Below are 23,897 nucleotides of genomic sequence, written 5' to 3' on the forward strand. Positions count from 1 at the left end.
AAACCACGCTCTTGTGAATCCCCTCACGATTCAAATCAGCTTAAAACCGCTCTAGGAAGCGGACTTGCCAAGGCATCGCCCGTACGGTGTATCCGGGCTGCGGCTGCTGGACCGCTGACACATTGCGTCGGCGGTCATATTGCCGGTCCAATTGTCAAAACTGAGGATCGAATGATGGCGACCGATATCATCCTTCCCAAGATCGGCTTCTCGATGAACGAAGGCACGCTGGCCGAGTGGCTGGTGGAGGATGGCGCCCAGGCGGTGGAGGGCCAACCGCTCTATGCGCTGGAAAGCGACAAATCGACCAACGAGGTTGACGCACCGGCGACCGGCACGCTGCGCATCCTGAAGCAGGTGGGCGAAACCTATGAGGTCGGCACGATCCTCGGCACGATCGAATAACCGCCAGGAATTTGCGCCGGGCCGGCACCGCGAGTTTCCTAACAGACTCTCAGCTCCCGGCCGCATCCTGGGCGATCAGCGTGTCGCGGATGCGGTGCTTCAATACCTTGCCGGCGACGTTGCGCGGCAGCGCGTCCCAGATCGCGACCTGTTCGGGAATCTTGAATCGCGCGACCTTGCGCGCGTCCAGAAAGGCGCGCAGCGCCGTGACGTCGGGTAGCAATTCGCCGCTGGGCACGATCACCGCGCAGGCACGCTCGCCGGTGCGGCGGTCGGGCAGGCCGACGATGGCGATCTCGGCAATGTCGGGATGCTCGACCAGCATGTCCTCGATTTCCTTCGGCGCGATGTTCTCGCCCTGGCGGATGATGATGTCCTTGGCGCGGCCGGTCACCACCAGATAGTCGCCGTCGATGCGGCGCGCGATATCGCCCATGCAGAAATATCCGTCCGCGTCGAAGGCGTCGCGCTCGTCCTCGGTCCACAGATAGCCGACCATCATCTGCGGCCCGCGCGCGCAGACCTCGCCCATATCGGCAATGGCGCCGGCGGGATCGACCAGCTTGACCTCGGCAATGCCGATCCGCCCGTCGGTTTCGGCGGCATGGTCAAGGTCGCCCGCCGCCAGGGCGCCGATCGTCGTTACCGGCACCTCGGTTGATCCGAACACGCGGGTGACGGCGGCGCGCTCGAAATAGCCGCTGGCGGCGCGGATCAGCGATGGCGGCACCGATGCACCGCCACAGATGAAGACCTTCAGGTCGGGCAGGCGCGTGTCGGCGCGTCTTGCCGATGCCAGCAACTGCTCCAGGAAAGGCGTCGCGCCCGCCATGTGCGTGCACCGCTCGCGCGTCATGATCGCGACGGCAGCATCGGCGTCCCATTGGTCCTGCAGGATGGCGACGGTGCCGAACAGCAGCGGGAACTCGAAGGCGTAGATCGATCCGCCAATATGGCTGACCGGGGACGGCACGAAGAAGCCGTCGCCGGGTTCCACCAGCCAGTTGCGCCGGATCTGCGTGACCAGCGCGTGGATCGAATTGTGGCTGTGCATCACCCCCTTCGGCCGGCCGGTGGTGCCCGAGGTATAGAGCACCATCTTGACGGCGTCGGCGTCGACCGGGGGCAGGGCGACCGGTTCGGCCGGTGCGGCGAGCAGCGTATCGTAGGCGGTGTGGCGGCCGACGGGCCCGCGCAGCACGACGATTTCGGGTGGATCGACCAGCGTGGCGTTCACCCGGTCCAGCATCGCCGGATAGTCGTGCCCGCGGAACTCAGCGGGCACGAACATCATCCGGCTGCCGATATCGGCGAGCATGAAACCCACTTCGCTGTCGCGCAGCGCCGGCACGATCGGGTGCGCGACCAGTCCGGCCAGCGTTGCGGCGAGATAGATCACCGCCGCCTCGTGCCAATTGGGCAGCATGAACGAGACGACCGCGCCCGGCTTCAGCCCGCGCGCGGCCATCGCCTGGGCCAGCGCTGACGCTTCGCCATGCAACGTAGCCGCATCCAGCCGCCGCGCATTGTCCACGACCAGCAGCCGGTCCGGCGTTTCGGCGGCGATGCGCGCGGCGACGTCCGCCAGCGTTTCATCCACCCACCAACCGCCCGCATGTGCCGCCTTGGCGCGCGCCTCGTCCCAGCGGATCGACCAGCCGTGGAGGGTCTTGCGCGTGATCATGCGCTCAGCGCAAATCGTCCAGGGCGCGGGCGGTAATGGCGGATTCGGCGAGGAACTTGGTGGACGTCCAGCCGCCATCGACTGCCAGTATTTGCCCGTTGATGAAGCGCGCCGCGTCGGAGAGTAGGAAGTGGATCGCATGGGCCGCATCCTCCGCGGTGCCGGTTCGATTGAGGGGCGTCATGTCAAAGTTCATCCGCTGAAATCGCGCATTGTCCCACGCATACGCGGTCATCGGCGTTTCGAGGACGCCCGGCGCCACGACATTGGTGCGGATGCCGCGTGGACCATATTGCGCGGCCATGTGCTTGCTGAGCCCGATGATCCCCGACTTGGCCGCTGAATAGGCGCCGCCGCGCAAGCCGCCGATCAGCGCGAAGCTGGACGCGAGATTCACGATCGCGCCGCCGTCCGCCATCCGCGCCAGCGCCTCGCGGCAGAAGCGGAAGGGCGCGCGCAGATGGACGTTCAGGAAGAAGTCCAGGATCTCGTCGGTGGTCTCGTCGACCGGCAGCGGCTTGCCGACGCCGGCATTGTTGACCAGCCAGTCAAGCCGCCCGAACCGTTCGACTGCGAGCGCGGCGGCGCGCGCGGGGGCGTCGTCCTCGGTCACATCGGCGGCAAGCGGAGCGATCTCGGCCCGCTCGGCGAGTTCCTCGCGCAGGGTCTCCAGCGGGGCCAGCGACCGTCCCAACGCGACCACCGCGCAGCCGTCGGCGGCGAGCATATGCGTCAGCGCACGGCCGATCCCCGATCCCGCGCCGGTGACGATGGCGACACGCCGTTCAGTCATGATGCCCGCGCGAGTGCATCGCCGAAGACTAGGGGTGCATCCGCAAAGCCGTCTTGATGAGATACGACATGATGCGGACACTTGGCGACCTAAGGGTAACCACGCTGAGGGCGCGTTTCCAGATGGGACCTCTCAGGCGAAGCTGCTGCCGCCATCGATGACGATCTGCGTACCGGTGACGAACCGTGCTTCCCCGCTCGCCAAATAGACCGCCGCCAGCGCGACGTCGGCGGGCCGGCCGAGCAGGTGCAGCGCATTGGCCTGTTCGATCCGGTCGCGCGTCGCGGGGTCGGCCATGAAGCCCGCGGTCATTGGCGTCTCGACGATGCCGGGACAGATGGCGTTGACGCGGATTGGCGCAAGTTCTTCGGCAAGGCATTTGGTCAGCATCAGCAGCCCGGCCTTGGTCGCGGCATAGACGGCGGTGCCCGGGGAGGGCCGGAGCGCGCTCAGCGACGCAATGTTGACGATCGCCGGCGCCTCTGCCAGCCGGAGGAATGGCAGCGCCGCCTGGATGACGAGGCTCGGTCCGCGCAGGTTGATCTCGAACAATCGCTGCCACAGCCCCGGATCGATCGTCTCGAACAGCTGGCGCGCCAGGATGCCGGCGGCGTTGACGACGATGTCCAGCCCGCCGAGCGCCGCCTGCGCGGCCTCGACCGCGTCGGCTACGCTGGCGGGCGACGCGACATCGCAGACGACGGCATGGCCGCCACATGCATCCGCGACCGCCCGCGCCCCGTCACTATCGATGTCCAGCAGCGCGACGGTCGCGCCTTCGGCCGCGAAACGCCGGACGATCTCGGCACCGATGCCGCTCGCGGCGCCAGTGACGATCGCGCGCCGGCGCTCAAGTCGCCCGGTCATCGGCTAGCCTTGCGGATCATAGCCGCAAGGGATACCGCCGCCTTCCTTAGAATGCCAGCTGGACGCCGATACGGTACGTCTGGCGGTAATGTTCGTTTTCGATGAGCTGGGTGGGTATCGCCTGGAACCGGCGCCAGGGGGAATCGAGCAGGTTGGTGGCCTCGGCGAAAAGCGTATATTCCTTGGCCGGAGAGAAGGCGATGCGCGCGTCGAGAGAATTGTTTTCGCCGGTATATTGGTCGGAGGGGGCGGAGGGGGCTAGGGCGTCTAGATATTTGGCGCGGTAGGTATAGGCGAGACGCGCGGTCAGCCCGTATTTTTCGTAGAAAAGTTGCGCGGTGCCGCTGTATCTGGATTGCAGGAACAACGGCACCTTGTCGGCGCGCCCCGGCACGCCGGTCGCCGACCCGTCGACATAGGTAAAGTTGGCCGACACGCCGAAGCCGTCGAGCGGGGACGGCAGAAACAGCAGCTGCGCTTGAAGATTGACCTCGACGCCATAGATTTCGGCATTGGCGGCGTTGATCGGCTGGGTCACCAGCGCATTGGTGAAGACCACGCCGCCGAACGTGCCGGCGCTGGTCCGGGCGAGCGTGTAGATCGGGTTGTCGAGATGCTTGTAGAAGGCGGCGACCGACACGATGCCCTGGCCGGGCAGGTAATATTCGGCCGAAAGGTCGCCGGCGACCGCCTTGTACGGCTTGAGGTCGGGATTGCCGATCGCCACCACGCCCGCGCCCGGCGTCGTGTCCGAGACGCTGGTATAGGGCGCGAGGTCGGCATAGTTCGGCCGGCCGATGGCGGTCGTTACCGCACCGCGCACGACCAGGCGGTCGCTCGCGTCGAAGCGGATGTTCAGGTCCGGGAAGACGTCGGTATAGCGCCGTTTGTTGGTGACGTTGAAGCCCTGCGCCAGGTTCGAAAGGGGGGTGAACGACTTGCCGCGATAGGTGCCGTCGGTGCTTTCGACGCGAACCCCCGGCACCACGGTCAGCCGCGCGAACTTGAACGTGCCCATCACATAGCCGGCATAGACCTTCTCGCTGAGATCATAATCGTTGACCAGCGAGTTAGCGAGCGTCGTCGCCAGATCGGCCGCGCTTTGCGTCCGCGCCGTGGGGTTGGTCACCGTATAATAGGTCTGGGCGGCATTATAGTCGATACGCGGCCCGACCAGGTAGCGCCCGTCATAGATCGTGCTGCCGTCGAAGGTCGAGGCCCCAGTCGACGCCAGGTTGGTGGTCGACGCCAATGTATATTGCTGAAGGTCGCGATTGTTGGTCTTGTCGGTCTGCTGGAACTTGACGCCGAGCTTGATCGCGCTGTCGTCCCCAATGCCCACCGGCAGCGTCAGGTCGGCGCGCGCCTGGTACAGCTTTTCCGCCGCGCGACGGCGGTCGTAATTCACGCGATAACCCTGGAACAACGTCGGGTTGATGGTCGTGCCGTTGCTGGTGTTCACGTTGAACAGCGTATCGCCGAGATCGAGCGACAGGCCGGTCAGCGCGGTGCTGCCGGTGCGGAACGAGAATTCGGAACGCAACGGATCCTTCTTCAGCGCCCGGCTATAGGTTCCCTGCACCTCCAGTTCCGCGCCGGCGCCGAACCGGAACCTGCCGCCAAGCTCGCCCGTGAAGGTCGTGTCATCCTCGTTGCGCAGCCGCAGGAACCGCGTGCCGCGCGCGCTGAACGTACCGCCATTGGCGATCGCCGCGTTCGTCGCGGTCTGCGCGGCGGTCGGGGTGGCCGAGAAGACGACCGGGATCTCGACGCGGAACTGGTCGCGCGTCTCGTGGTCCTTGAACGCCGAATAGAGCGTGCGCACGTACACGCTGACGTCCGCATCGGGCCGCCAGTCGAAATTGCCCACCACGCCGTAACGCGTCCGCGTCAGGTTATAGTCGCGAATGCGGAAATCGTCGGGCAAGGCCTTCCCGCCGGCGCCGGGATAGTCGGTGCGCCAATTGGATGATCCTTGCAGGTTCTCCGATTCGTTCGGCCGCCGCGAATAATTGCCCGACAGCACGATGCCGAACGTGTCGTCGGCCCCGAAGCGTGATCCCAGCGTCAGGTCGCCCTCATACGGATTGCGGCTGTTGAGGTTGTTGTAGCCGTTGGCGATCCGCGCATTGGCGAACGGCGTCTTGCGATCGAATGCGGTCAGCGTGTCGATGTCGACCTGGCCCGCAATCGCGTTGGCGTCCCGGTCGGCGGTAAGCGACTTCACGACGGTGACCGATCCGATAAGGGACGAGGGGATGTCGTCGAGCTTGACCTGGCGGCCCTCGGGCTCGGGCGCGGGTGCGGTCTGGCCGTTGATCGTGACATTGGCGAGGTTGGGGTTGGCGCCGCGGATGACGACATAGCGGCCCTCGCCCTGGTCGTTGGAAACGGTGATGCCGGGCAGCCGACGGATCGCCTCGGCAACATTCTGGTCGGGCAGCTTGCCGACGTCGTTGGCGTTCAGCGTGTCCTGGATCTGGTTGGCCGCCTTCTTGGCCTGCAAGGCGCGGCGTTCGGCGGCGCGGGTGCCGGTGACGATGATGTCGCCTGCTTCGCCCAGCGGCGGATCGAGCCGGAAGTCGGTGATCACCGCCGCGCCGCCCGACGTCGCATCGCGAACCGTGACCGGAAATCCGACATAGGTGATCTCGACCCGCACCGGACCCTCCGGCACGTTGGACACGGTGAAGACGCCGTCGCGATCCGCCGTCGCCACGCGGTCGCCGATGCGGACCGTCGCGCCCGGCAGGGCAGCGCCGGTCTGCGGATCGACGACCCGACCCGACACGTCGGCGGCCAGCGCCGGTGTGGCGATGCCGACGAGCAGGATGGCGGCCACGGCCATGCGCGAGGCGCCGTTCCGCCAGCGACGATAGGTGTTCATGCTTTCCCCCAGCCCCCACCTCGGGTGTCCCGATAGTGTTCGTGGCGGAGCGCTATGCGCGAATGACGACTCAGCAACGACAATGGGATGACGATCCGGTGACATCGCCGAGACCGATTCGTGACGCAGTTGCGCGATATTTGCCTTGCGCCTAGGCCGCGCCGAAACGGGGGACCTGACCATGCGGCCGATACTTTCGACGATAGCGATCTTCATGCTCGCCGGGTGCATGGCGCCGCCCCCGGCGTCGGTGGCGACCGCCCCTGCCGGCACGGCCAGCGTCCCCGCCTGGCGCGAGACCGATGCCGTGACGAGTGCCGACGATGCCGCAGACGATCCCGCGATCTGGCGAAACAAAAAGGATCCCGTCCGCTCGCTGATCGTCGCCACCGACAAGAAGCAGGGGCTGAACGTCTATGGGCTGGACGGCAAGCTCCGTTCGACCCTGCCCGCCGGACGTGTCAACAATGTCGACCTGCGCGATGGCGTCAGGATCGCCGGCAGGCGCGGGGTGCTGGTGGCGGCAAGCGATCGATCGACCCTGGGCGACGGGCGGCTGGCGCTGTTCAGCCTAGATACCGCGACCGCGACGCTGACCGCGCTGGCGCGATTGCCGATCACCGAGATGCGCGAGCCGTATGGTTTCTGCCTGTATCGGGCGGGGGAGCAGGTCTATGCCTTCGTCGTCGGCAAGGATGGCGCGATCCTGCAGGTGAAGGTCGACACCGAACAGGCGCAACCGGCCGCGACGATCGTCCGGCGGATGAAGCTGCAGACCCAGTCCGAGGGTTGCGTCGCCGATGACCGGACCGGCCTGCTGTATGTCGCCGAGGAGGATGTCGGCATCTGGCGCTTCGACGCGTCCCCGACCGGATCGACCGAGCCGGTCAAGCTGGCCGGCGACGACGGCGCGCGGCTGGTCGCCGACGCCGAGGGGCTGGCGATCGCCGCCGAGGGCCGGCGCGGCGGATATCTCGTGGCGTCGAGCCAGGGCGATTCGGCCTATGCGATATGGCGGCTGTCCGATGATAATTATGTCGGCCGGTTCAGGATCGTGCCGGCGGGCGAGGTTGACGGCACCAGCGATACCGATGGTATCGAGATCGCCACCGCGGGTTTCGGCCCGGGCCTGGAAGCGGGGCTGATGGTCGCGCAGGACGGCGACAACGCTCCCCATGCACAGAATTTCAAGCTGGTCCGCTGGGCCGACGTGAAGAAGGCGCTCGGAATCCGCTGATCCGCCGCTGGTGCGGGGGAGTCGGGCGGCCCGGTGCCGCCTGAACAGGACCGGCGTCAACGCCGCAATAGCACGCACCTCATGGCAGGCAGCGTTGCTTGCTGTCGCCCGACCGGGCAGGGGCGGGAGGGCAGGGCAAGATAGCGTGCCAGGGAGTAAGGCCAGGATGAGCGAAGTCGGCACCTATACCGTCGAGGACGGGGGGATCGGCGTGGTCGCGATCGACCACCCGCCGGTCAATGCCCTGGGGATCGTCACGCGGCGCGCGATCGACGCCGGTTGCCGCAAGTTCGCGGACGACGATGCGGTCAAGGCGATCGTCCTGATCTGCGGCGGGCGGACGTTCATCGCCGGCGCCGACATTGCGGAGTTCGACCATCCGCCGATCGCGCCGACGATCCATCAATTGTTCGACCTCATCGAAGCGATCGACAAGCCGATCGTCGCGGCGATCCACGGCACGGCGCTGGGCGCCGGGCTGGAGCTCGCGCTGATCTGCAATTATCGCATCGCGGTGCCGTCGGCCAGGGTCGGCCTGCCCGAAGTCAGCCTGGGCCTGTTGCCGGGCGCCGGAGGGACCCAGCGGCTGCCGCGCATCGTCGGCGTGGAGCGCGCGCTGGAACTGATGATTTCGGGGGCGCCAGTGCCGGCGACCAAGGCCCTGGAGCTGGGCATTATCGACGTGCTGGCCGAGGAGGGCGGGCTGCGCGAGGATGCCGTCGCGCTTGCCCGCACGGTCATCGGCAAGCCGGCGCCGCGCGTCCGCGACCGCCAGGACATGGTCGCTCCCGCACGCGGCCATCCCGAAATCTATGCCGACTTTCTCCAGAAGAACGCGCGCGCCTTTCGCGGCTTCAAGGCGCCCGGCAACATCGTCAAGGCGGTCGAGGCAGCCGCCGAGATCGAGGATTTCGACGCCGGCATGGCGCGCGAGGCCGAGCTCTTCGCCGAACTGCTCGCCAGCCCCGAATCGGCCGCGCAGCGTTATTATTTCTTTGCCGAACGCGAGACCGCGAAAATCCCCGACATACCCCGGTCGACGCCGACCGTCGCGATCGACACGGTCGGGGTGATCGGCGGGGGGGCGATGAGCGGCGGGATCGCGATGAGCTTTCTCGATGCCGGCATCGCCGTGACGCTGGTCGAGGCGTCGCGGGAGGCGCTGGACCGTGGCTTGGCCGTCATCCGCGAGAAGTACCAGAACAGCGCGCAAAAGGGCCGCATGACCCCGGCACAGGTCGACCGGCGCCTGGCGCTGATCACCCCGGCGCTCGATCTCGCGGCCCTGGCCGAAGCCGACCTGATCGTCGAGGCGGTGGTCGAGGAGGAAAGCGCAAAGAAGGAGGTCTTCGCCCGTCTCGACGCGGTCGCCAGGCCTGGCGCCATCCTGGCGTCCAACACCTCGTTTCTGGATCTCGACGCGATCGCCTCGGCCACCGGCCGTCCCGACCGGGTAGTCGGGCTGCACTTCTTCCCACCCGCGAACGTCATGCGGCTGGTCGAGGTCGTGCGCGGGGCGAGGACGTCGGCGGAGGTGGTCGCGACCGCGATGGCGCTGGCCAAGAAGCTCGGCAAGGTCCCGGTGTTGAGCCGAGTCTGCGCCGGCTTCATCGCCAACCGCATCATGGGGGAGCGCGGCCGGCAGGCCGACCGGCTGGTGCTGCAAGGTCTCACCCCCCATGAGATCGACCGCGCGATCCAGGATTTCGGCTTTGCGATGGGGCCATTCCAGATGATGGATCTCGTCGGCCTCGACGTGCCGGGCCGTGGCGATACCGAGCGTACGGTGGCCGGGGATCTCGTCAAGGCGGACCGGCTGGGTCAGAAGCGGAACGGCGGCTATTACGATTATGACGATCAAGGCGCGGCGATGCCGTCACCCGTCGCCGCCCGGATCATCGCCGACGTCGCGCGCGCCAGGGGCATTGCCGCTGCCGGCCAAGTGTCGAGCGAGCAGATCGTCGCGCGCTTGCTCTACCCGGTGGTGAACGAGGGCGCGAAGGTGCTGGAGGAACATGTCGCGATCCGCGCCTCCGACATCGATGTCGCCGCCATTCTCGGCTATAACTGGCCGGTCTTCACCGGCGGGCCGATGTTCTGGGCCGACATGATCGGCCTGCGCAAGGTGGTCGACGGGCTGGCGGCGCAGGACATCGAGCCGGCCAAGCTGCTGGTGGACACGGCCGCACGGGGTGCGGCCTTCACGCGCTGATTGCCGGACCGGCGCCGCAGCGAAACTCGCCCTTTCGCGAGTTTCCGAACGGGCTCTAATTGCCGCCGCGCAGCCGGCTGCGGAACCCTGCCCGCGCCGTGTCGAGCCGGCTGTTGAGATCGTCGCGCAACGAACCGCGCAGCTGATCGAGCGGCGAGGGTCCCTGGACCTGGTTGGTCACGTGTTCGACCGATTCCTTGACGGTCGGGCCGAAGGTGGCGAGGCCCGGTGCTTGTTCGATCGCGCCGATCGTCCAGCATTGGTCGGGCGGCGTGTACTTGTCCATCACGTCGAACGGGATCTTGCAATATCCGTTGTCGCCAAAGCCGGCGCCCCAGCTATTGCGAACCAGATAGGTCTTTTCGTCCATGTCGTAACCGACGATCAGCATCGCATGCCCGCTGGGCGGCGACACGGTCGGCAGCGTGTCGGGCATCGGCATCGTGCCGGTCCGGCCCGCCTCCTGATAGCATTCCGACGGCACGAAGATGCCGAAGGCGACCGGCAGGCCCTGGGCCAGGGCCGCCATTGCCGATTCGCCGCGCGGCGTGCGCGCGAACTGCACGGCATTGTAGTGCGTCGCGTTCTGATAGCAGCCGTCGGTCGGGCGGCTGGTCACCATCGCCGTCTCGAATGGCCACATCCGCTCCTCGCACACGCCGAACGCCAGCACCGCGGCCATGCCGTGATGGATATAGCTGCCGACGTCCTGGTCCTCCTTCTTGGCGAGCGCGCGCGAATTATAGAACAGGAACAGCCGGGACATGTCGGTCAGCGGCAGCCCCGCCTTGCGCTGATGCAGTTCCAGGGCACCGACGATCGCATTGGCGGTACAGCTGTTGGTCTGGCCCTGGTCCTCGACGGGCGAGCAATGCGCGCGCAGATCGACATGACGCGGCAGCCCGGCGGCGGCGGCGGCCGCTGCATCCAGGCGGGGGGCGGGGCCCGGCGTGGCTTCGAACAGGCAGCCGTCCAGCCGGCGACCATTCCAGGTATCAGACATCGTCTTTACTCCTTCGCGCCAAGCTTGTTCATGCACAGGGCTCGTTCGGGTGATGGTTGACGTGGAGCAGCCCCTGACCGGAGATCGATCCATCGGGGTTGTACGTCACGATCTGCATATCACAGTCGCGGCCGTCTCTTTGCAGCGTACCCTGATAATTATAATTGCCCCCGGAATAAACGAACCGCCCGCTTAACCCGTTGAACTGCCCGCTGATCGTCACTTCAACATCGTTGCCGTCGGTGCCTTGCCCGCTAAAGCTTCCGCTGGGCGTGACGTTGACGTTCAACACCGCTCCCGCATCATTCTCCCACCGCCCGTTGAGCGCCGCATAGGTATTTGGCGGGACATAGGTTTCAACCGATCTCGTCCGTGGCTTGGAGCCGTCCAGGATGTTGATGACGAAGCCAAAGACGAACAGCCCCCCCAGTCCGATCGCGACATATTTCACCCAGGGCCGCTTGAAGAAGCCGACGCCGCCCGTGCCGGTAGTGTCGGCAGTGTCGGTGTTCGTCCTGACAAACGATTGACGGTTCGCCGGCGGTGCGACGGTGCCGGGACTGTTGACCGCGTCGACAAGTTGCGCGCGATACTCCTTGGCGCTTTGCGGCCGGCTCGCCGGACGATTGGAGAGTCCCGATTCGATCAGCTTGTCGATCTTCGGCGAGACGTCGGCGCGCCCACCCGATGGCGGCTGCCAATGCCCCTGGGGCAGGACGTCGACGAGCAACTCGTAGAAGATCACCGACAGCGAATACAGGTCGGCAGAAGGCCCCGCGCCGTCGGGATTGGTGATCTGTTCGGGTGCCATGTAGCGCGGCGTGCCGAGCCCGGTGCCGGTGCCGCTCTCGATCTGGTTGCCGGCGGCGCGCGCGATCCCGAAATCGAGGATCTTGAGTGGCGCCGCGATATCGGTGGGCTCGGTCGTGAGCATCACGTTTTCGGGTTTAAGATCGCGATGCACGATGTTCATCGCATGCGCAGCGTCGAGCCCGTCTAGGATCTCGGCGATGATGCGCGCGGCGACGCGCAGCGGAACGTCGACCCGGGCATTGACCTGTTTGCGCAGCCATTCGCGCAACGACACGCCGTTGACGAATTCCATCGAGACGAACGGCCGGTCTTCGACCTGGCCGACATTATAGATCGCGACGACGTTCTTGTGGCGGATGTCCTGGGTAATGACGCCTTCGGAAAGCAGCCGCTGAACGGCTTGCTCGCCGCCGCCCAGCCGATCGGAGCGGATCAGCTTCAGCGCGACCTCGCGGTCGCCGATCTTGTCGCGCGCGCGATAGACGATGCCCATCCCGCCGCGCCCGATGATCGATTCGATCGTATAGCGATCGGCGAACACCGTGCCCGCCTCCAGCGCGGCCTCTTCCGACGACGCCTGCCAGTTGCGGTGCTGGGTCTCGTCGCCGGAAATGGTATTGAGGTTGCTGAGGTCGTCCAGCTTGCCGGTCGCCGCCTGGCCGCCAAGGGGCTTCCCGCAATTCTCGCAGAAGGATGCGCCGTCGGCATTCTCCGCCTTGCAATTCGGACATTTGATCATGCCGCGTTCTCCTCGATCGCGGGCGTCCGGGTGAGCGTCACCGCGCTCACCCGATCGAATTCGCGGCTGAACCTCACCATCAACTTCAGCGCGCCGGGCGTCTTGACCAGCGGCTCGACGACGTCGCCGTCCTTCAGCGCAAGGATCTTGTCGGCTCCATAGGCGGTGCCGTTGACCCGCAACCCGTTGCTGCCGCTGACCCGCAGCATCAGCCGGTCATTTTCCACGTAGAGCTCGAAATGCCGCCGCGACAGCGTCAATGACTGACCTTCGTCGACGGCGCCCTTGCGGTCGGTGACGACCAGGTGGACGTCTCCCTCGCCGCCTTCGCCCCGCGCATGCGACCGGCCGAAGGCGAGGATGCCGTCGGGGGTCGTGACGGGCAGGTCGGGCGCCGGTGCCGCGTCCTTGCCGAAGCCGACGAAGCGGAACGCGACGGAGCGTGGCACGCGCAGGTCCTCGCCCAGGCCGCGCAGCCCGAAGCGGCGCTCCTCCAGGTCGAGGCGGTGGATGTTCATGTCGATCGCGGCGATTACCTTGCCGTCATCCTTCGATCCGCGCGACGTGTTATCGGTGATCTGGATGACGTTGCCGTTCATCTCGTTTTCGCTGCTGATCTGCACCACCGGGCCGGCGGCGTGCTCGCTCTCGCCGGCGATGGTCAGGAGGACGCGGCTGGAAAAGGCGAAATTCTCCTGCCGCGCGCGCCAGCGCGTCGCAACGCTCCACATGATCTCGACCTCGTGCAGCCCGGCGCGGTCGAATTCCTTGGCGGTGACCGACGCGGGCGCGCGGGTATTCGGGTCAAGCTGTTCCCAGCCCAGCCGTTCCTCGCGCCAGTCGCCCTTTTCGCGGCTCCACAGTCCGGTCACGAAAAGCGGGCGGTCGATGGTGGAGGCGTTGTAGAGGTCGAACGGCAATGCCACTGATCCCCCGATCGGCGCGTTCATCGTCGCGCCGGGGATGATCTGCAGGTGCGGCGCGACGCAGACGTGGCACAGGCCGTCATCGCCGACCAGGCCGCCGCATTCCGAGAATGCCATGCACCGCGCCAGCGGCTGGCCGCATTCCTCGCAAAAGGACGCATTGGCGTCGGCCTTGACCGCGCTGATGCAACAGTCCTTGGGGCTGCGCAGCCTCTTCATCATCGGCGCGGGCTCCCGTCCTGCCGTCAGGTGCGCATCTGGTGGCCGCAGCCGCCGCAGAACTTCGCCTTGGCCGACAGTGTCTTGCCGCACGACGGACATTCGACCTTGGCATCGGCGTCGGCATTGGCGGTATCGCCCGGGCCGCCCGACTTGCCGCCGGCGCCATAGGCAACCCCGGTCGCGCCCTTCATGCCCGTTTCCAGGATGCGCAGTTCATGCTCGCGGCTCGAGGCGCGCTCGTCGTTCATCTGCTGGTTGAGCTGGGTCACCACCTCGGCCATCTTCTCGCCGCCCGCGGCGCGCGCCTTTACTTCCTCGATCCGCGCCGCGGCGGCGCCTTCGGAATAGCTGGCGGTGATCGCGCTGATCTGCTCGGGGGTCATGCCGGCGGCGGCGCCAAGCTGGTCGACGCGGTTGCGCGCCTCGGCGTCCATGACGGCGATGCGATCCTCGTTCCCCGCGCGGTTGGTCTTGATCGAGCGGTCGGCCTGGCGGTCGGCCAGATCCTCCTGGATGTTCCCGGTCTTTGCCAGGTTTTCCATCGCGATCTCGTTCCAGCCGCGGGTCTGACCCTGCTTCGACTTGACCTGGGCGTCGTCGATATCGACATCGGTGAAGGCGTCCAGCTTGCGCATCTCGGCCGCCTGGAGGCGGTCGAGCTTGTCGATCTCGCGCTCGACGTCGCGCAGCCGCGCCTTTTCCTTGGTCAGGTCGATCAGCTGGCCCGATTCGGCCAGTTCGTTCTCGAACCGGCCGGTGCGTTCCTTGCGCAGGATGTCGATCTCGTGCGTGAGCGCTTCGACCTCCTGGCGCCGTGCCGCACCCTCGCGCGCGTCGATGAACTGGACTTCGCTGTTGAGCACCATGTTGGCGAGCTCGTCCTCGCTCGCCTGTTCGAGCTTAGTCGTCGCGACCTTCGCCTCGATCTTGACCTGGGTCGATTCGGATTGCCGGGCGACCTCGCGCTTCATCAATTCGAGCTGGTAGTCGAGCGCCCCCTGCTGGCGCGCGATCTGCGCGCGTTCGAACTGCTCGCGCTCGACCTCGTTCATCGCCCAGGTGATCGAGCCGTTCTTCACCATCACGCCGATGTCGCCGCAGATACGCTGCGCCTCGGTCATCATGTCGGCCTGGATCTCGTCCTGCAGCCCGCGATTGCCGCGGATCTCGTCGGCATTGTGCCGGCCGATCACCGATTCAAAGACGCGATCCTTGAACTGGGGTTCGATCCGCCCGAGCACGTCGAAGCGTGACAGCGCCTTGCGTCCGGTGGTCGACTGCGCGCCCGTCTGCAGATCCTCGTTGGATCGCGACACGCCGCCCATCAGGCCCAGGATGTTGCTGGGCTTGTCGGGGTCCAGCTGGAGCTCGAGGGTGGCGGTGCCGGCGATCTCGACATTGTCCTTCGACATGCCCTTGACCGCGAACTGCACCTGGAAGGGCTTCAGGTCGGCCAGCATCACCGCATAATGATGCGATCCGCCGATCAGGCCCTTCATCTTTTCCCACAGTCCGCCGACGGAGAATTGAGTGCCCTTGAACGAGTCGATCAGGGCGCCGTCGCGGAACAGCAATGCCGCAAGGTCAGGAGGCGAGGCGAAGCGCTTCTCGAAGAACGTCTTGAATTCGGACTCGCGGACGAACTCGGCGAGCAGATCGGGGTCGGTCAGGACCAGCGGGTTCGACTCCATGGCTTACGCCTCCTCCCACTTACGCTTTTTGAAATAATGCCAGACATTATAGCCGATCACGAGCAATACGACGATCGTGCTCAGCAAATGCTGTTCGAAGAGATAATGGAGCTTGCCCGTCGCGGTCAGGTTATGCACCGACTGTTCCATCGCGCCGACATTGCCGACGACGCCAAGGACGCTGCATACCAACGTGAAGATCGACATCAGCAACGCCGCGAACTTGGCGATGCGTTCGCCGACGTTCACCGGATCGCGCCGCGCCGCCGCCAGCGCCTCCAGGCGCTCGCGCTCGGCGATCTGTTCCTCATGCTCGTGGCCGCGCTCGATCGCCGCGTCGCGCGCCTTATGGTCGACCTTGAGGAAGTCGGGCTGCGCCTTCTTGTTGCGCCGCGCGGTCGACGCGATCGTCAGGTTATAGGCCCGTCTCCGCCACCAGGCGATCAGCGATAGCACGATCCAGATTGCGACGACGGCAAGGGTGATCTTGGAGGTGATGTCGATCAGCGGCCATGCTTCGGGCGGGATACGATCGATCGCGTCCTGCACATTACTCGGAACCAAGTCCAACGCCTGCTGCATCCAATTACTCCCCCCGGACAGCACGGCCCCGAGCCTAGCGGTGCGACAAAGCAGTTGCAAGCATCTACGCCGATGCTACTTTTGTCCCGGGGTCCTGACCTGTCACGCTGCGCCGCGCCGGCCTAGATCATGGTCGACGCGCTGCGCTTCGGCAGAATTCGGGGAATAGCCCCGAAGACGGAATAGGCGTCATATTTCGGGTGTTTGGGGGGAGTTGAGGCAGATGCTTACGCAAAATGGGCTGACGGGGAACGGCAACCTGCGCACACCCGGTCGATTGTCCTTTCTGGCGCTTGAAATCTTCCCCTTTCTGTTGATCCCGGTGCTGGTCTACAATTTGTTCGCGCTGCTGGCGGGCAGCCCGCTGCCCGGCACCGACTCGCCGCGCATCCTTGCCGGCATCGACAATGCCGCGGTCGCGGTCACGATGCTGTCGGGGGTCCGGTTCCGGCTGAGCTGGGGCGATGTGCTGCTGGTTTTCTCGATCATCTTCCTGTTTGTCGAGGTTCTCAAATCGACCCGGACCTATTCGCCCGCCATCGTCAATCACATGGCATCGATGGCGTTGTTCATCTTCTGCCTGATCGAATTCCTGCTGTTTCCCAATTATTCGACCTCGACCTTTTTCCTGCTGACGATGATGGTGCTGGTCGATGCGCTGGCCGGGATGATCGTGACGATCGTGTCCGCGCGCCGCGATTTCGGCGTCGAAGGGGTGAGTTGACGGCCGCCGTCCAGATCAGGACGGGGCCATGGCATGTTAATGGCATCAAGCTGACGGGGGGGTGTCATGTTCGATGTAGCCAAACGCCTGCTGCTTCTCGGGCTGCTCGTTCCCGGGCTGGCGGGATGCGCCTTCGGCCCGCAATTGCAGCGCGTGGCAACCGACCATGACGAGATGGTCGCGAATGCCGAAGACGAGTTGATGCTGCGCAACATCGTTCGCGCGCGGGAGCGGTTTCCCCTGCACTTCATGACCATCGTCGAGGTCAATGGCGACGCGCAATTGTCGGTGGGCGGGGCGCTGTCGGGCAGTTTTCCGGAGGATTCGCTCAGCCGCAGCCTCAGCGCGACCGGCACGACCACCGGGTCGAGCGTCGGCAAGGGCGTGGCCAGCATATCCCCCAACGTCAATGCCAGCCTCAGCACCCGTCCCAGCTTCCGCGCCGCCGTGCTCGCCACCGAGAAATTCCAGCGCGGCATCCAGCAGCCGGTCAAGCCCGAGACGATCGCTTATTATCTCGACGCCGGCTGGCCCGACGAGCTGATCATGGCGCTCTTCATCGAGCGGCTCGACGTCTATGACGCGGACCGGGATAGCCGCATCGGGTCGATCTATAACGAGCCCGACCGTTCCTATGGCTTTGGCGCGTTCCTGTGCCGCTACAGCCTGGGATCGCAGCGTTCGCAGCTGACCAGTCCGCTCGGCTCGGTGGCGGCCTTGCTCGACCCGCAGGGGCCGAACGGCGCGAGCGGTGGCGGCAGCGGCGGACCGGGCGACCGCAGCCGCGCGCGCAACACGCAGGACGTCGTCGATCTACTCAAGAACGACGAAATCGCGCTGACCGACGGCAAGCTGTCCTACCGGTCGGGGCCCAAATATTCGGTCACCCTGGTGCCCCGCGCCGATCGCTGCGGCGCCGCGGTCAGCGATGCCGATATCGGCTTCAGCGCCGGCGAGACGCGCGGCGACCGCCTGGTCATCAACGGACAGTCGATCGCGCGCAGCGACGTGATCATCTTCTACGATTCGCGGGATTCGAAGGCGGGGCTGCGTTACTTCTATCGCGACGAAAGGCGCCGCGATGCCGATTGCGCGGCCGCCGGCTTTTCGGCGCAGGTGGTCGGCGACGCGGCCAGGCTGCCGCTGCTGGAGCGATGCTTTCCCGCCGGCGGCGATACGAAGCGGCTGCGCCGCGTGCGGATCGACGTCCAGTTCCGATCGGTCGAGGACATCATCTATTTCCTGGGGGAATATATCCGCCAGGGCGATGACGTCTACAAGCTGCCGTTCGAGGATTATCGCCGGCGGTGCGGAGCCGATACCGACGGCGCCGACACGCCGCTGCGCGCGCCCAAGTGGATCATCCGGGTCCGCGACGGATCGGGCAGCGGGCTGCTCGACACCAGCTTTCGCGGCAAGCGCTATTACATTCCCGCCGACCCGCCGCCCAGCACGGCCGGCTGCGAGCCAACCGGCACCAGCGGCACGCGCAGCATGCAGGTGGTCGCGCTGCTCGAACAATTGCTCAACCTGCACAAATCGGCCGACGATTTGCCGACGTCGCTGTCGATCACCGGCATCCGCTGAGCGGCGGCACGTCCTGTTCCGCCGACGCAGGATGACAATGGCGTTGCCGTTAAATTTAACCCGCCGGCGACACATCACTGTCAAACATGCCGGTTAACGCTCGGTTCATTACAGCATCCGCCGTCGATGAAAGAGCCGTCATGAACCCTGTCCGACCCGCCGTCCTGTTCCTGGCATCGTTGCTGGCCGCGCCAGCTACGGCCGGCCCGATCTATCTCGCCAACGGCACGCTTTCGGGCAGCAGGGCGGGGGCAAATGTCGATTTGTCGGGCCTGACGTCGCCGCTTGAGAACGGCCTGCCGGGCAACATCCTGGGCGGGATCGGCTCGGGCCTGGCCTATGCCGGCGGCAATTCCTTCCTCGCCCTGCCCGATCGCGGGCCGAACGCGACCGGGTATAACGGACTGGTCGACGACACCACGTCGTACATTGCGCGCTTCCAGTCGGTGACGTTGGCGCTGGCGCCCAGCGCACCCGGCGCCGCGCTGCCGTTCGTGCTGTCGCCGACGCTGACCGGGACCACGTTGTTCTACAGCCCGACCCCGCTGATCTACGGCACCGGCGCGGGGCTCGGCACGAAGATCGACGGCGTCACGCCGATCGGCTCCGGGGCGCCCGCATCGAACACCGCCTCGTCCTTCTACTTTACCGGTCGTTCGGACAATTACGGATCAGGCAATTCCGGCGCGCCGGCCAACGGACGCCTCGACCCCGAATCGATCCGTGTCGCCAATGATGGCCTCAGCGTCTTCATCTCGGACGAATACGGCCCCTATGTCCGCCAGTTCGACCGCGCGACCGGCCAGCTCATCAAGACCTTCACGTTGCCGACCAACCTGGACATCACCAACCTCTCGCCGATGGGCGCGACCGAAATCAGCGGCAACACGATCGGGCGCGTCGCCAATAAGGGGATGGAGGGGCTAGCCATCACGCCCGACGGCAAGACCCTGGTCGGGATCATGCAGGCACCGCTCGAACAGGATGTCGCCAAGCTGGTGCGGATCGTGACGATCGATATCGCCAGCGGCAAGACGCAGGAATTTGGCTACAAGCTGACGACCGGCTCCGGCGTCAGCGACATCGTCGCGATCAACGACCACCAGTTCCTGGTCGACGAGCGTGACGGCAACGGCTTTGGCGACGGTTCCAACGCCAAGGTGAAACAGCTGTTCAGCATCGACATCACCGGCGCCGCCGACATCACCGCGCTGTCGGGTGCGGCAGCAAATTCGGCCAAGAGCGTCACCAAGTCGGCGACCCCGTTCCTCGACCTCGTCTCGGCGCTGGTCGCGTCTGGCCTGACCCCTGCACAGATCCCGGCAAAGATCGAAGGCATCGCGTTCGGCCAGGACGTGACCTATAACGGTGCGTTGCTGCACACGCTCTACATTGCCAACGACAATGATTTCGTGCCCGCAGTGGCCGGGCAGAACCAATTCTACGTGTTCGGGTTCACCGATGCCGACCTGGCGGGCTTCGTTCCCCAGCAATTCGCCGCCGCCGCGCCGGAACCGGCGACCTGGGCGATGATGATCCTCGGTCTTGGCCTTGTCGGCGGCGTCCTGCGCCGGCGTCGGGGAACGGCCGAGCTGCTGCTCGCCTAGCGCGGCCCGGCATCATCAAAGCAATTTGTCGAGCGTGATAGGCAGGTCGCGGATGCGCTTGCCCGTCGCATTGTAGATCGCGTTCGCCACCGCCGCGGCGACGCCGGTGATGCCGATCTCGCCGATGCCGTGTGCGCCCATCGGCGCGTGCGGATCGGGGATGTCGGTCCAGATCACGTCGATGTCGGGCACGTCCAGGTGCACCGGCAGATGATATTCGGCCAGGTTCGGGTTCATGATCCGGCCGGTACGCTCGTCGAACTGTGTTTCTTCCATCAACGCCATGCCCAGCCCCATGATGATGCCGCCCTTGAACTGGCTGGCGGCGGTCTTGGCGTTGAGGATGCGACCGCAATCGAACGATCCGAGGAAGCGGCTGACGCGCGCTTCGCCGGTTACGGCATTCACGCGGACTTCGCAGAACATCGCGCCATGCGAATGCATCGACCAATGCTGAAGCTCGAACGGCCGCGATCCAACGCCCTCGACGGACAGGTCGGGGCGTTGCGCTCGTGACAGGATCGACGCGTAGCTTTCGCGACGCGCCGGATCGTCGAGCTTGCACAACCCCCCGGCATGCCCGCCGACCTCGTCGGGCTTGAGCCCCGCCAGCGGGGAATCATTGCCGGCAAGCTTGAGCAATTCGGTGACCAATTGGTGCTGCGCCGCGATGACGGCGGCGCCGATCGAGGCGGTCTGCTGCGATCCGCCGGCCAGCACGACACCGGGCATGGCCGAATCGCCATAGCGGAACGTCACCTGCTCCATCGGCAGGCCCAGCCGCTCGGCGACGATCATCGTATGCGTCGTCGCCGTTCCCATGCCCATTTCATGCGCCGCGATCTCGACCGTTGCATGGCCCTCCCGCGTCAGGGTCAGCCGCGCCACGCCGCCCGCCATCCGGTAATAGGGATAGGTCGCCGTCGCGCAGCCCAAGCCAATCAGCCATTCGCCGTCGCGATGCGTGCCGGGCGCGGCATGCCGCGCGGCCCAGCCGAACTTCTCGGCGCCCGCGCGGTACGCCTTGACGATGTTGCGGGACGAAAATGGCTGGCCGGAGGTCGGATCCTTTTCCGGCTCGTTGCGCGCCCTGAGCTCGACCGGATCGATCCCCAGCTGTCCGGCGAGTTCGTCGACCGCGCTCTCCAGTGCGAATGTGCCGACCGCTTCGCCCGGTGCGCGCATGAAGGTGTTGGCCAGCATGTCGAGTTCGACCGCCTCGACGGCGAGCCTGAAGCTGCCTGCCGCATAGGCCGATCGTGCCGGCAGGATGAACGGCTCGGGCATCTTGTTGTGTGGGGTCATCGCCACCACGCCGGTATGGATCAGCGCGTCGAACCTGCCATCAGCCTGGGCGCCGATCGCCACGCGCTGTTCGGTCAGGGTGCGGCCGCCGACCCCGCGATAAACGCCCTCGCGCGACAGCATGATCCGCACCGGACGACCCGTGACCTTTGCCGCTGCCGCCGCCAGGATCTGGTGCTGCCACAACGTCTTGCTGCCGAAACCGCCGCCGACATAGGGGGAGGTGACATGGACCTGTTCCTCGGCGATCCCGAACACCTGCGCTAGCGACCAGGCAACATGCGTCACGCATTGCGACGCGTCGTGCACGATCAAATCCTCGCCCTCCCAGGCGACGGTCGCCGCGTGGAGCTCGATCGGGTTGTGGTTGTGACGCGGGGTCCGGTATGTCGCATCGACCTTGTACGGCGCCGCGGCCAGCGCGGCTTCGGCGTCGCCGATTTCCAGCAGCAGCGGCTCGCCCTGGAACGATGCGGGCGTGCGGTTCGCCTTGGCATCCTCGAATACCAGGGTCGCCGGGTCGGTCTCATAGCCGACCGCGATCAGCGACGCGGCATGGTCGGCCTGTTCCTGGGTCTCGGCCAGCACGACCGCGACCGGCTGGCCGTTCCAGTGGATCGCCGCGTCCTGCATGATCGGCAGGTCGCTACCCCCCGCCGCCTTGGGACCGCTACCGAAAGCGGGAACCGATTTCATCCGGGGCGCATTGTGGTGGGTCATGACCAGCACGACACCCGGCGCCGCCTCGGCCGCCTGCGTGTCCAGCGCCGCGATGCAGCCTTTGGGGATCGTGCTGTGCGCAAGTGCCGCAAACACCATGTTCCCGATCGGGAACTCCGCCGCGAATCGCGCCGCGCCCTGTACCTTCAACAGACCGTCCAGGCGGGAAATCTGCGTGCCGATCAGGCCATGCTTGTGCCGGATCAGCGGGTCGGGCACGCCGCCGGGCAGCCAGCTGTCGGGGGCCAACTCGATCGCCTTCTTCATCGCCGCCTGCACCGCGCCCTGGGCCTTTGCCGCGGCCTCGTCGAGAATGCTCATGCCTGCCCTTCCGCCAGCTGGCCGAGCACCGCGACGATCGCGCGCCGGGCAAGGTCGATCTTGAATGCATTGTCCCGCAGGCCTGCCGCCGCGGCGAGCTCGGCGTCGGCCGCGGCGCGAAAGACATCGGCCGTCGCGGGCCGGCCGCGCAATGCCGCCTCCGCCGTCCATGCCCGCCATGGCTTGTGCGCGACGCCGCCCAGTGCCAGCCGAACGTCGCCGATCCTCCCGGTCGCGACGTCGAGCGCGGCGGCGACCGACACCAGCGCAAACGCATAGCTCGACCGGTCGCGCACCTTGCGATAGGTCGAGTTCGCCGCGAATGAATTTGGCGGCAGTTCCACGGCGACGATCAGTTCGTGGGGCCGCAACTCGGTCTCGATGTCCGGCGTACCGCCGGGCAGGCGGTGCAGGTCGACCAAAGCGATCGCGCGCGCGCCCAGCGGCCCGTCGAGATGGACGATCGCGTCGAACGCCGCCAGCACCACGCACATGTCCGAGGGATGCGTCGCTACACAGGCGGGCGACGCGCCGAGGATGGCATGAATCCGGTTGAAGCCGTCGATCGCGTCGCATCCCGCCCCGGCGTCGCGCTTGTTGCAGCGTGCGGCGTCGTCGTAGAAATAGCCGCAGCGGGTACGTTGCAGGATATTGCCGCCGACCGTCGCCATGTTGCGGATCTGCCCGCTTGCGCCGGCCAGGATCGCCCGGGCGAGCGCCGGGAATCGCTCGCGAACCGCGCGATCCGCGGCGACGGCGGTGTTCGTCGCGGCTGCCCCGATCAGCACGCCGCCATCCGCCTGGGCGACGATGTCCCGCGACAGGCCGGTCACGTCGACCAGCGCCCCCGGCCGCTCGACCGTCTCGCGCATCAGGTCGACCAGGTTGGTGCCGCCGCCGAGATATTTGGCATTGGCGTCCGCGCCGCAAAGCCGGATTGCGCCGGGTACGTCGTCGGCGCGGGCATAGCTGAACGGGGTCACGCCGCCTGCTCCCGTTGCGCGGGTTGCCGGGCAAAGGTTTCGGCGATGGCGGCGACGATGCCGTTATAGGCACCGCAGCGGCACAGGTTGCCGCTCATCCGTTCCCGCAATTCGTCATGATCCAGCACGATCGTGCCCGCGGTCAGATCGGCTGTCACGTGGCTCGGGATGCCGCGCTCGACCTCGCCGGCCATCGCCACTGCCGAACACAATTGCCCTGGCGTGCAATAGCCGCATTGGAAGCCGTCATGCTCGATGAATGCGCGCTGGAGCGGGTGGAGTCCCTCGGCACCGCTCAGGCCCTCCACGGTCGTGATCGACCGGCCCTGATATTGCACCGCGAGCGCCAGGCAGGCATTGATCCGCTCGCCGTCGACCAGCACGGTGCACGCCCCGCACGCGCCCTGGTTGCACCCCTTCTTGCTGCCCGGCAGGCCGAGATGATCGCGCAGCAGGTCGAGTAGCGAGGTGCGGACGTCGGCCTCGACCTCCACGGGTCGATCGTTGATCGTGAACTGCATGGCGGCATCCTGTGAGCAGCCGGAAATTGGCCCATGGGCGCCCAACGCGTCAACCATGTCGGAGGGTT

General features: G+C 66.2%; 17 protein-coding genes and 2 pseudogenes. 7 read left to right on the forward strand and 12 right to left on the reverse strand.

All coding sequences use genetic code 11. The annotated features are described in order from the left end of the window. Nucleotides 1-174: 174 nt before the first annotated feature. Nucleotides 175-405, forward strand: coding sequence for a biotin/lipoyl-containing protein (locus ACFE7K_RS12815; RefSeq protein ID WP_375398587.1), 231 nt, complete (start codon nucleotides 175-177; stop codon nucleotides 403-405). Between the two features lie 49 nt (nucleotides 406-454). On the opposite strand, the gene ACFE7K_RS12820 is transcribed toward ACFE7K_RS12815, so the two are convergent. From ACFE7K_RS12820 to ACFE7K_RS12835, 4 genes are all read right to left on the reverse strand, one after another. Next, the gene (locus ACFE7K_RS12820; RefSeq protein ID WP_375398588.1) at nucleotides 455-2,089 is read right to left on the reverse strand and encodes an AMP-binding protein; all 1,635 of its coding nucleotides are present in this window, start codon (nucleotides 2,087-2,089) and stop codon (nucleotides 455-457) included. A gap of 4 nt (nucleotides 2,090-2,093) precedes the next feature. Beyond that, nucleotides 2,094-2,882, reverse strand: a complete 789-nt coding sequence (locus tag ACFE7K_RS12825) for an SDR family NAD(P)-dependent oxidoreductase (RefSeq protein ID WP_375398589.1) — start codon at nucleotides 2,880-2,882, stop codon at nucleotides 2,094-2,096. Nucleotides 2,883-3,014: 132 nt separating this feature from the next. Continuing rightward, on the reverse strand, nucleotides 3,015-3,749 hold the full coding sequence (locus ACFE7K_RS12830) for an SDR family NAD(P)-dependent oxidoreductase (RefSeq protein WP_375398590.1): 735 nt from the start codon (nucleotides 3,747-3,749) through the stop codon (nucleotides 3,015-3,017). Nucleotides 3,750-3,795: 46 nt separating this feature from the next. Continuing rightward, nucleotides 3,796-6,636 (reverse strand): TonB-dependent receptor, encoded by a 2,841-nt coding sequence (locus tag ACFE7K_RS12835; protein WP_375398591.1) that lies wholly within the window; start codon nucleotides 6,634-6,636, stop codon nucleotides 3,796-3,798. A 181-nt stretch (nucleotides 6,637-6,817) separates the two neighbouring features. Here ACFE7K_RS12835 and ACFE7K_RS12840 point away from each other — a divergent pair, with 181 nt between their 5' ends. Both ACFE7K_RS12840 and ACFE7K_RS12845 read left to right on the forward strand, forming a co-directional pair. Beyond that, the gene (locus ACFE7K_RS12840) at nucleotides 6,818-7,873 is read left to right on the forward strand and encodes a phytase (RefSeq protein ID WP_375398592.1); all 1,056 of its coding nucleotides are present in this window, start codon (nucleotides 6,818-6,820) and stop codon (nucleotides 7,871-7,873) included. 166 nt (nucleotides 7,874-8,039) lie between these two features. Beyond that, complete coding sequence (locus tag ACFE7K_RS12845; protein WP_375398593.1) at nucleotides 8,040-10,085, forward strand: 3-hydroxyacyl-CoA dehydrogenase NAD-binding domain-containing protein; 2,046 nt, start codon at nucleotides 8,040-8,042, stop codon at nucleotides 10,083-10,085. A gap of 55 nt (nucleotides 10,086-10,140) precedes the next feature. On the opposite strand, the gene ACFE7K_RS12850 is transcribed toward ACFE7K_RS12845, so the two are convergent. The 5 genes from ACFE7K_RS12850 to ACFE7K_RS12870 are packed head-to-tail and all read right to left on the reverse strand — an operon-like array spanning nucleotide 10,141 to nucleotide 16,061. Further along, a complete protein-coding gene (locus ACFE7K_RS12850) occupies nucleotides 10,141-11,088 on the reverse strand; it encodes a C1 family peptidase (protein WP_375398594.1) in 948 nt (315 codons plus the stop codon). Nucleotides 11,089-11,116: 28 nt separating this feature from the next. Further along, nucleotides 11,117-12,640: a serine/threonine-protein kinase gene (locus ACFE7K_RS12855; RefSeq protein ID WP_375398595.1), complete on the reverse strand. Its 1,524-nt coding sequence runs from the start codon at nucleotides 12,638-12,640 to the stop codon at nucleotides 11,117-11,119. Further along, nucleotides 12,637-13,788 carry an FHA domain-containing protein gene (locus ACFE7K_RS12860; protein ID WP_375398596.1) on the reverse strand — a complete coding sequence of 384 codons (1,152 nt, stop codon included), beginning with the start codon at nucleotides 13,786-13,788 and terminating at the stop codon, nucleotides 12,637-12,639. Before ACFE7K_RS12860 ends, ACFE7K_RS12855 begins: the two co-directional genes overlap by 4 nt. Nucleotides 13,789-13,811: 23 nt before the next feature. Next, nucleotides 13,812-15,479, reverse strand: a complete 1,668-nt coding sequence (locus ACFE7K_RS12865) for a hypothetical protein (protein WP_375398597.1) — start codon at nucleotides 15,477-15,479, stop codon at nucleotides 13,812-13,814. A gap of 3 nt (nucleotides 15,480-15,482) precedes the next feature. Next, a complete protein-coding gene (locus ACFE7K_RS12870; protein ID WP_375398598.1) occupies nucleotides 15,483-16,061 on the reverse strand; it encodes a hypothetical protein in 579 nt (192 codons plus the stop codon). Nucleotides 16,062-16,284: 223 nt separating this feature from the next. Between ACFE7K_RS12870 and ACFE7K_RS12875 the strand changes: the two genes are divergently transcribed. From ACFE7K_RS12875 to ACFE7K_RS12890, 4 genes and pseudogenes are all read left to right on the forward strand, one after another. Next, nucleotides 16,285-16,785 carry a hypothetical protein gene (locus ACFE7K_RS12875; protein ID WP_375398599.1) on the forward strand — a complete coding sequence of 167 codons (501 nt, stop codon included), beginning with the start codon at nucleotides 16,285-16,287 and terminating at the stop codon, nucleotides 16,783-16,785. A 66-nt stretch (nucleotides 16,786-16,851) separates the two neighbouring features. Further along, nucleotides 16,852-18,372 carry a hypothetical protein gene (locus ACFE7K_RS12880; RefSeq protein ID WP_375398600.1) on the forward strand — a complete coding sequence of 507 codons (1,521 nt, stop codon included), beginning with the start codon at nucleotides 16,852-16,854 and terminating at the stop codon, nucleotides 18,370-18,372. A gap of 140 nt (nucleotides 18,373-18,512) precedes the next feature. Further along, nucleotides 18,513-19,772, forward strand: a pseudogene (locus ACFE7K_RS12885) (esterase-like activity of phytase family protein); the annotation flags it as partial. A 99-nt stretch (nucleotides 19,773-19,871) separates the two neighbouring features. Then, nucleotides 19,872-19,979 (forward strand): annotated as a pseudogene (locus tag ACFE7K_RS12890) (PEPxxWA-CTERM sorting domain-containing protein); the annotation flags it as partial. 15 nt (nucleotides 19,980-19,994) lie between these two features. On the opposite strand, the gene ACFE7K_RS12895 reads toward ACFE7K_RS12890, so the two are convergent. The 3 genes from ACFE7K_RS12895 to ACFE7K_RS12905 are packed head-to-tail and all read right to left on the reverse strand — an operon-like array spanning nucleotide 19,995 to nucleotide 23,829. Then, nucleotides 19,995-22,325 (reverse strand): xanthine dehydrogenase family protein molybdopterin-binding subunit, encoded by a 2,331-nt coding sequence (locus ACFE7K_RS12895; RefSeq protein WP_375398601.1) that lies wholly within the window; start codon nucleotides 22,323-22,325, stop codon nucleotides 19,995-19,997. Next, nucleotides 22,322-23,308 (reverse strand): FAD binding domain-containing protein, encoded by a 987-nt coding sequence (locus ACFE7K_RS12900; protein WP_375398602.1) that lies wholly within the window; start codon nucleotides 23,306-23,308, stop codon nucleotides 22,322-22,324. The genes ACFE7K_RS12895 and ACFE7K_RS12900 overlap by 4 nt, the downstream gene beginning before the upstream one ends. After that, entirely contained in the window at nucleotides 23,305-23,829 is a 525-nt protein-coding gene (locus ACFE7K_RS12905) for a 2Fe-2S iron-sulfur cluster-binding protein (protein ID WP_375398603.1), read from the reverse strand. Before ACFE7K_RS12905 ends, ACFE7K_RS12900 begins: the two co-directional genes overlap by 4 nt. Nucleotides 23,830-23,897 lie beyond the last annotated feature (68 nt).

The organism is uncultured Sphingomonas sp. (assembly GCF_964244265.1).
Classification (GTDB): domain Bacteria; phylum Pseudomonadota; class Alphaproteobacteria; order Sphingomonadales; family Sphingomonadaceae; genus Sphingomonas.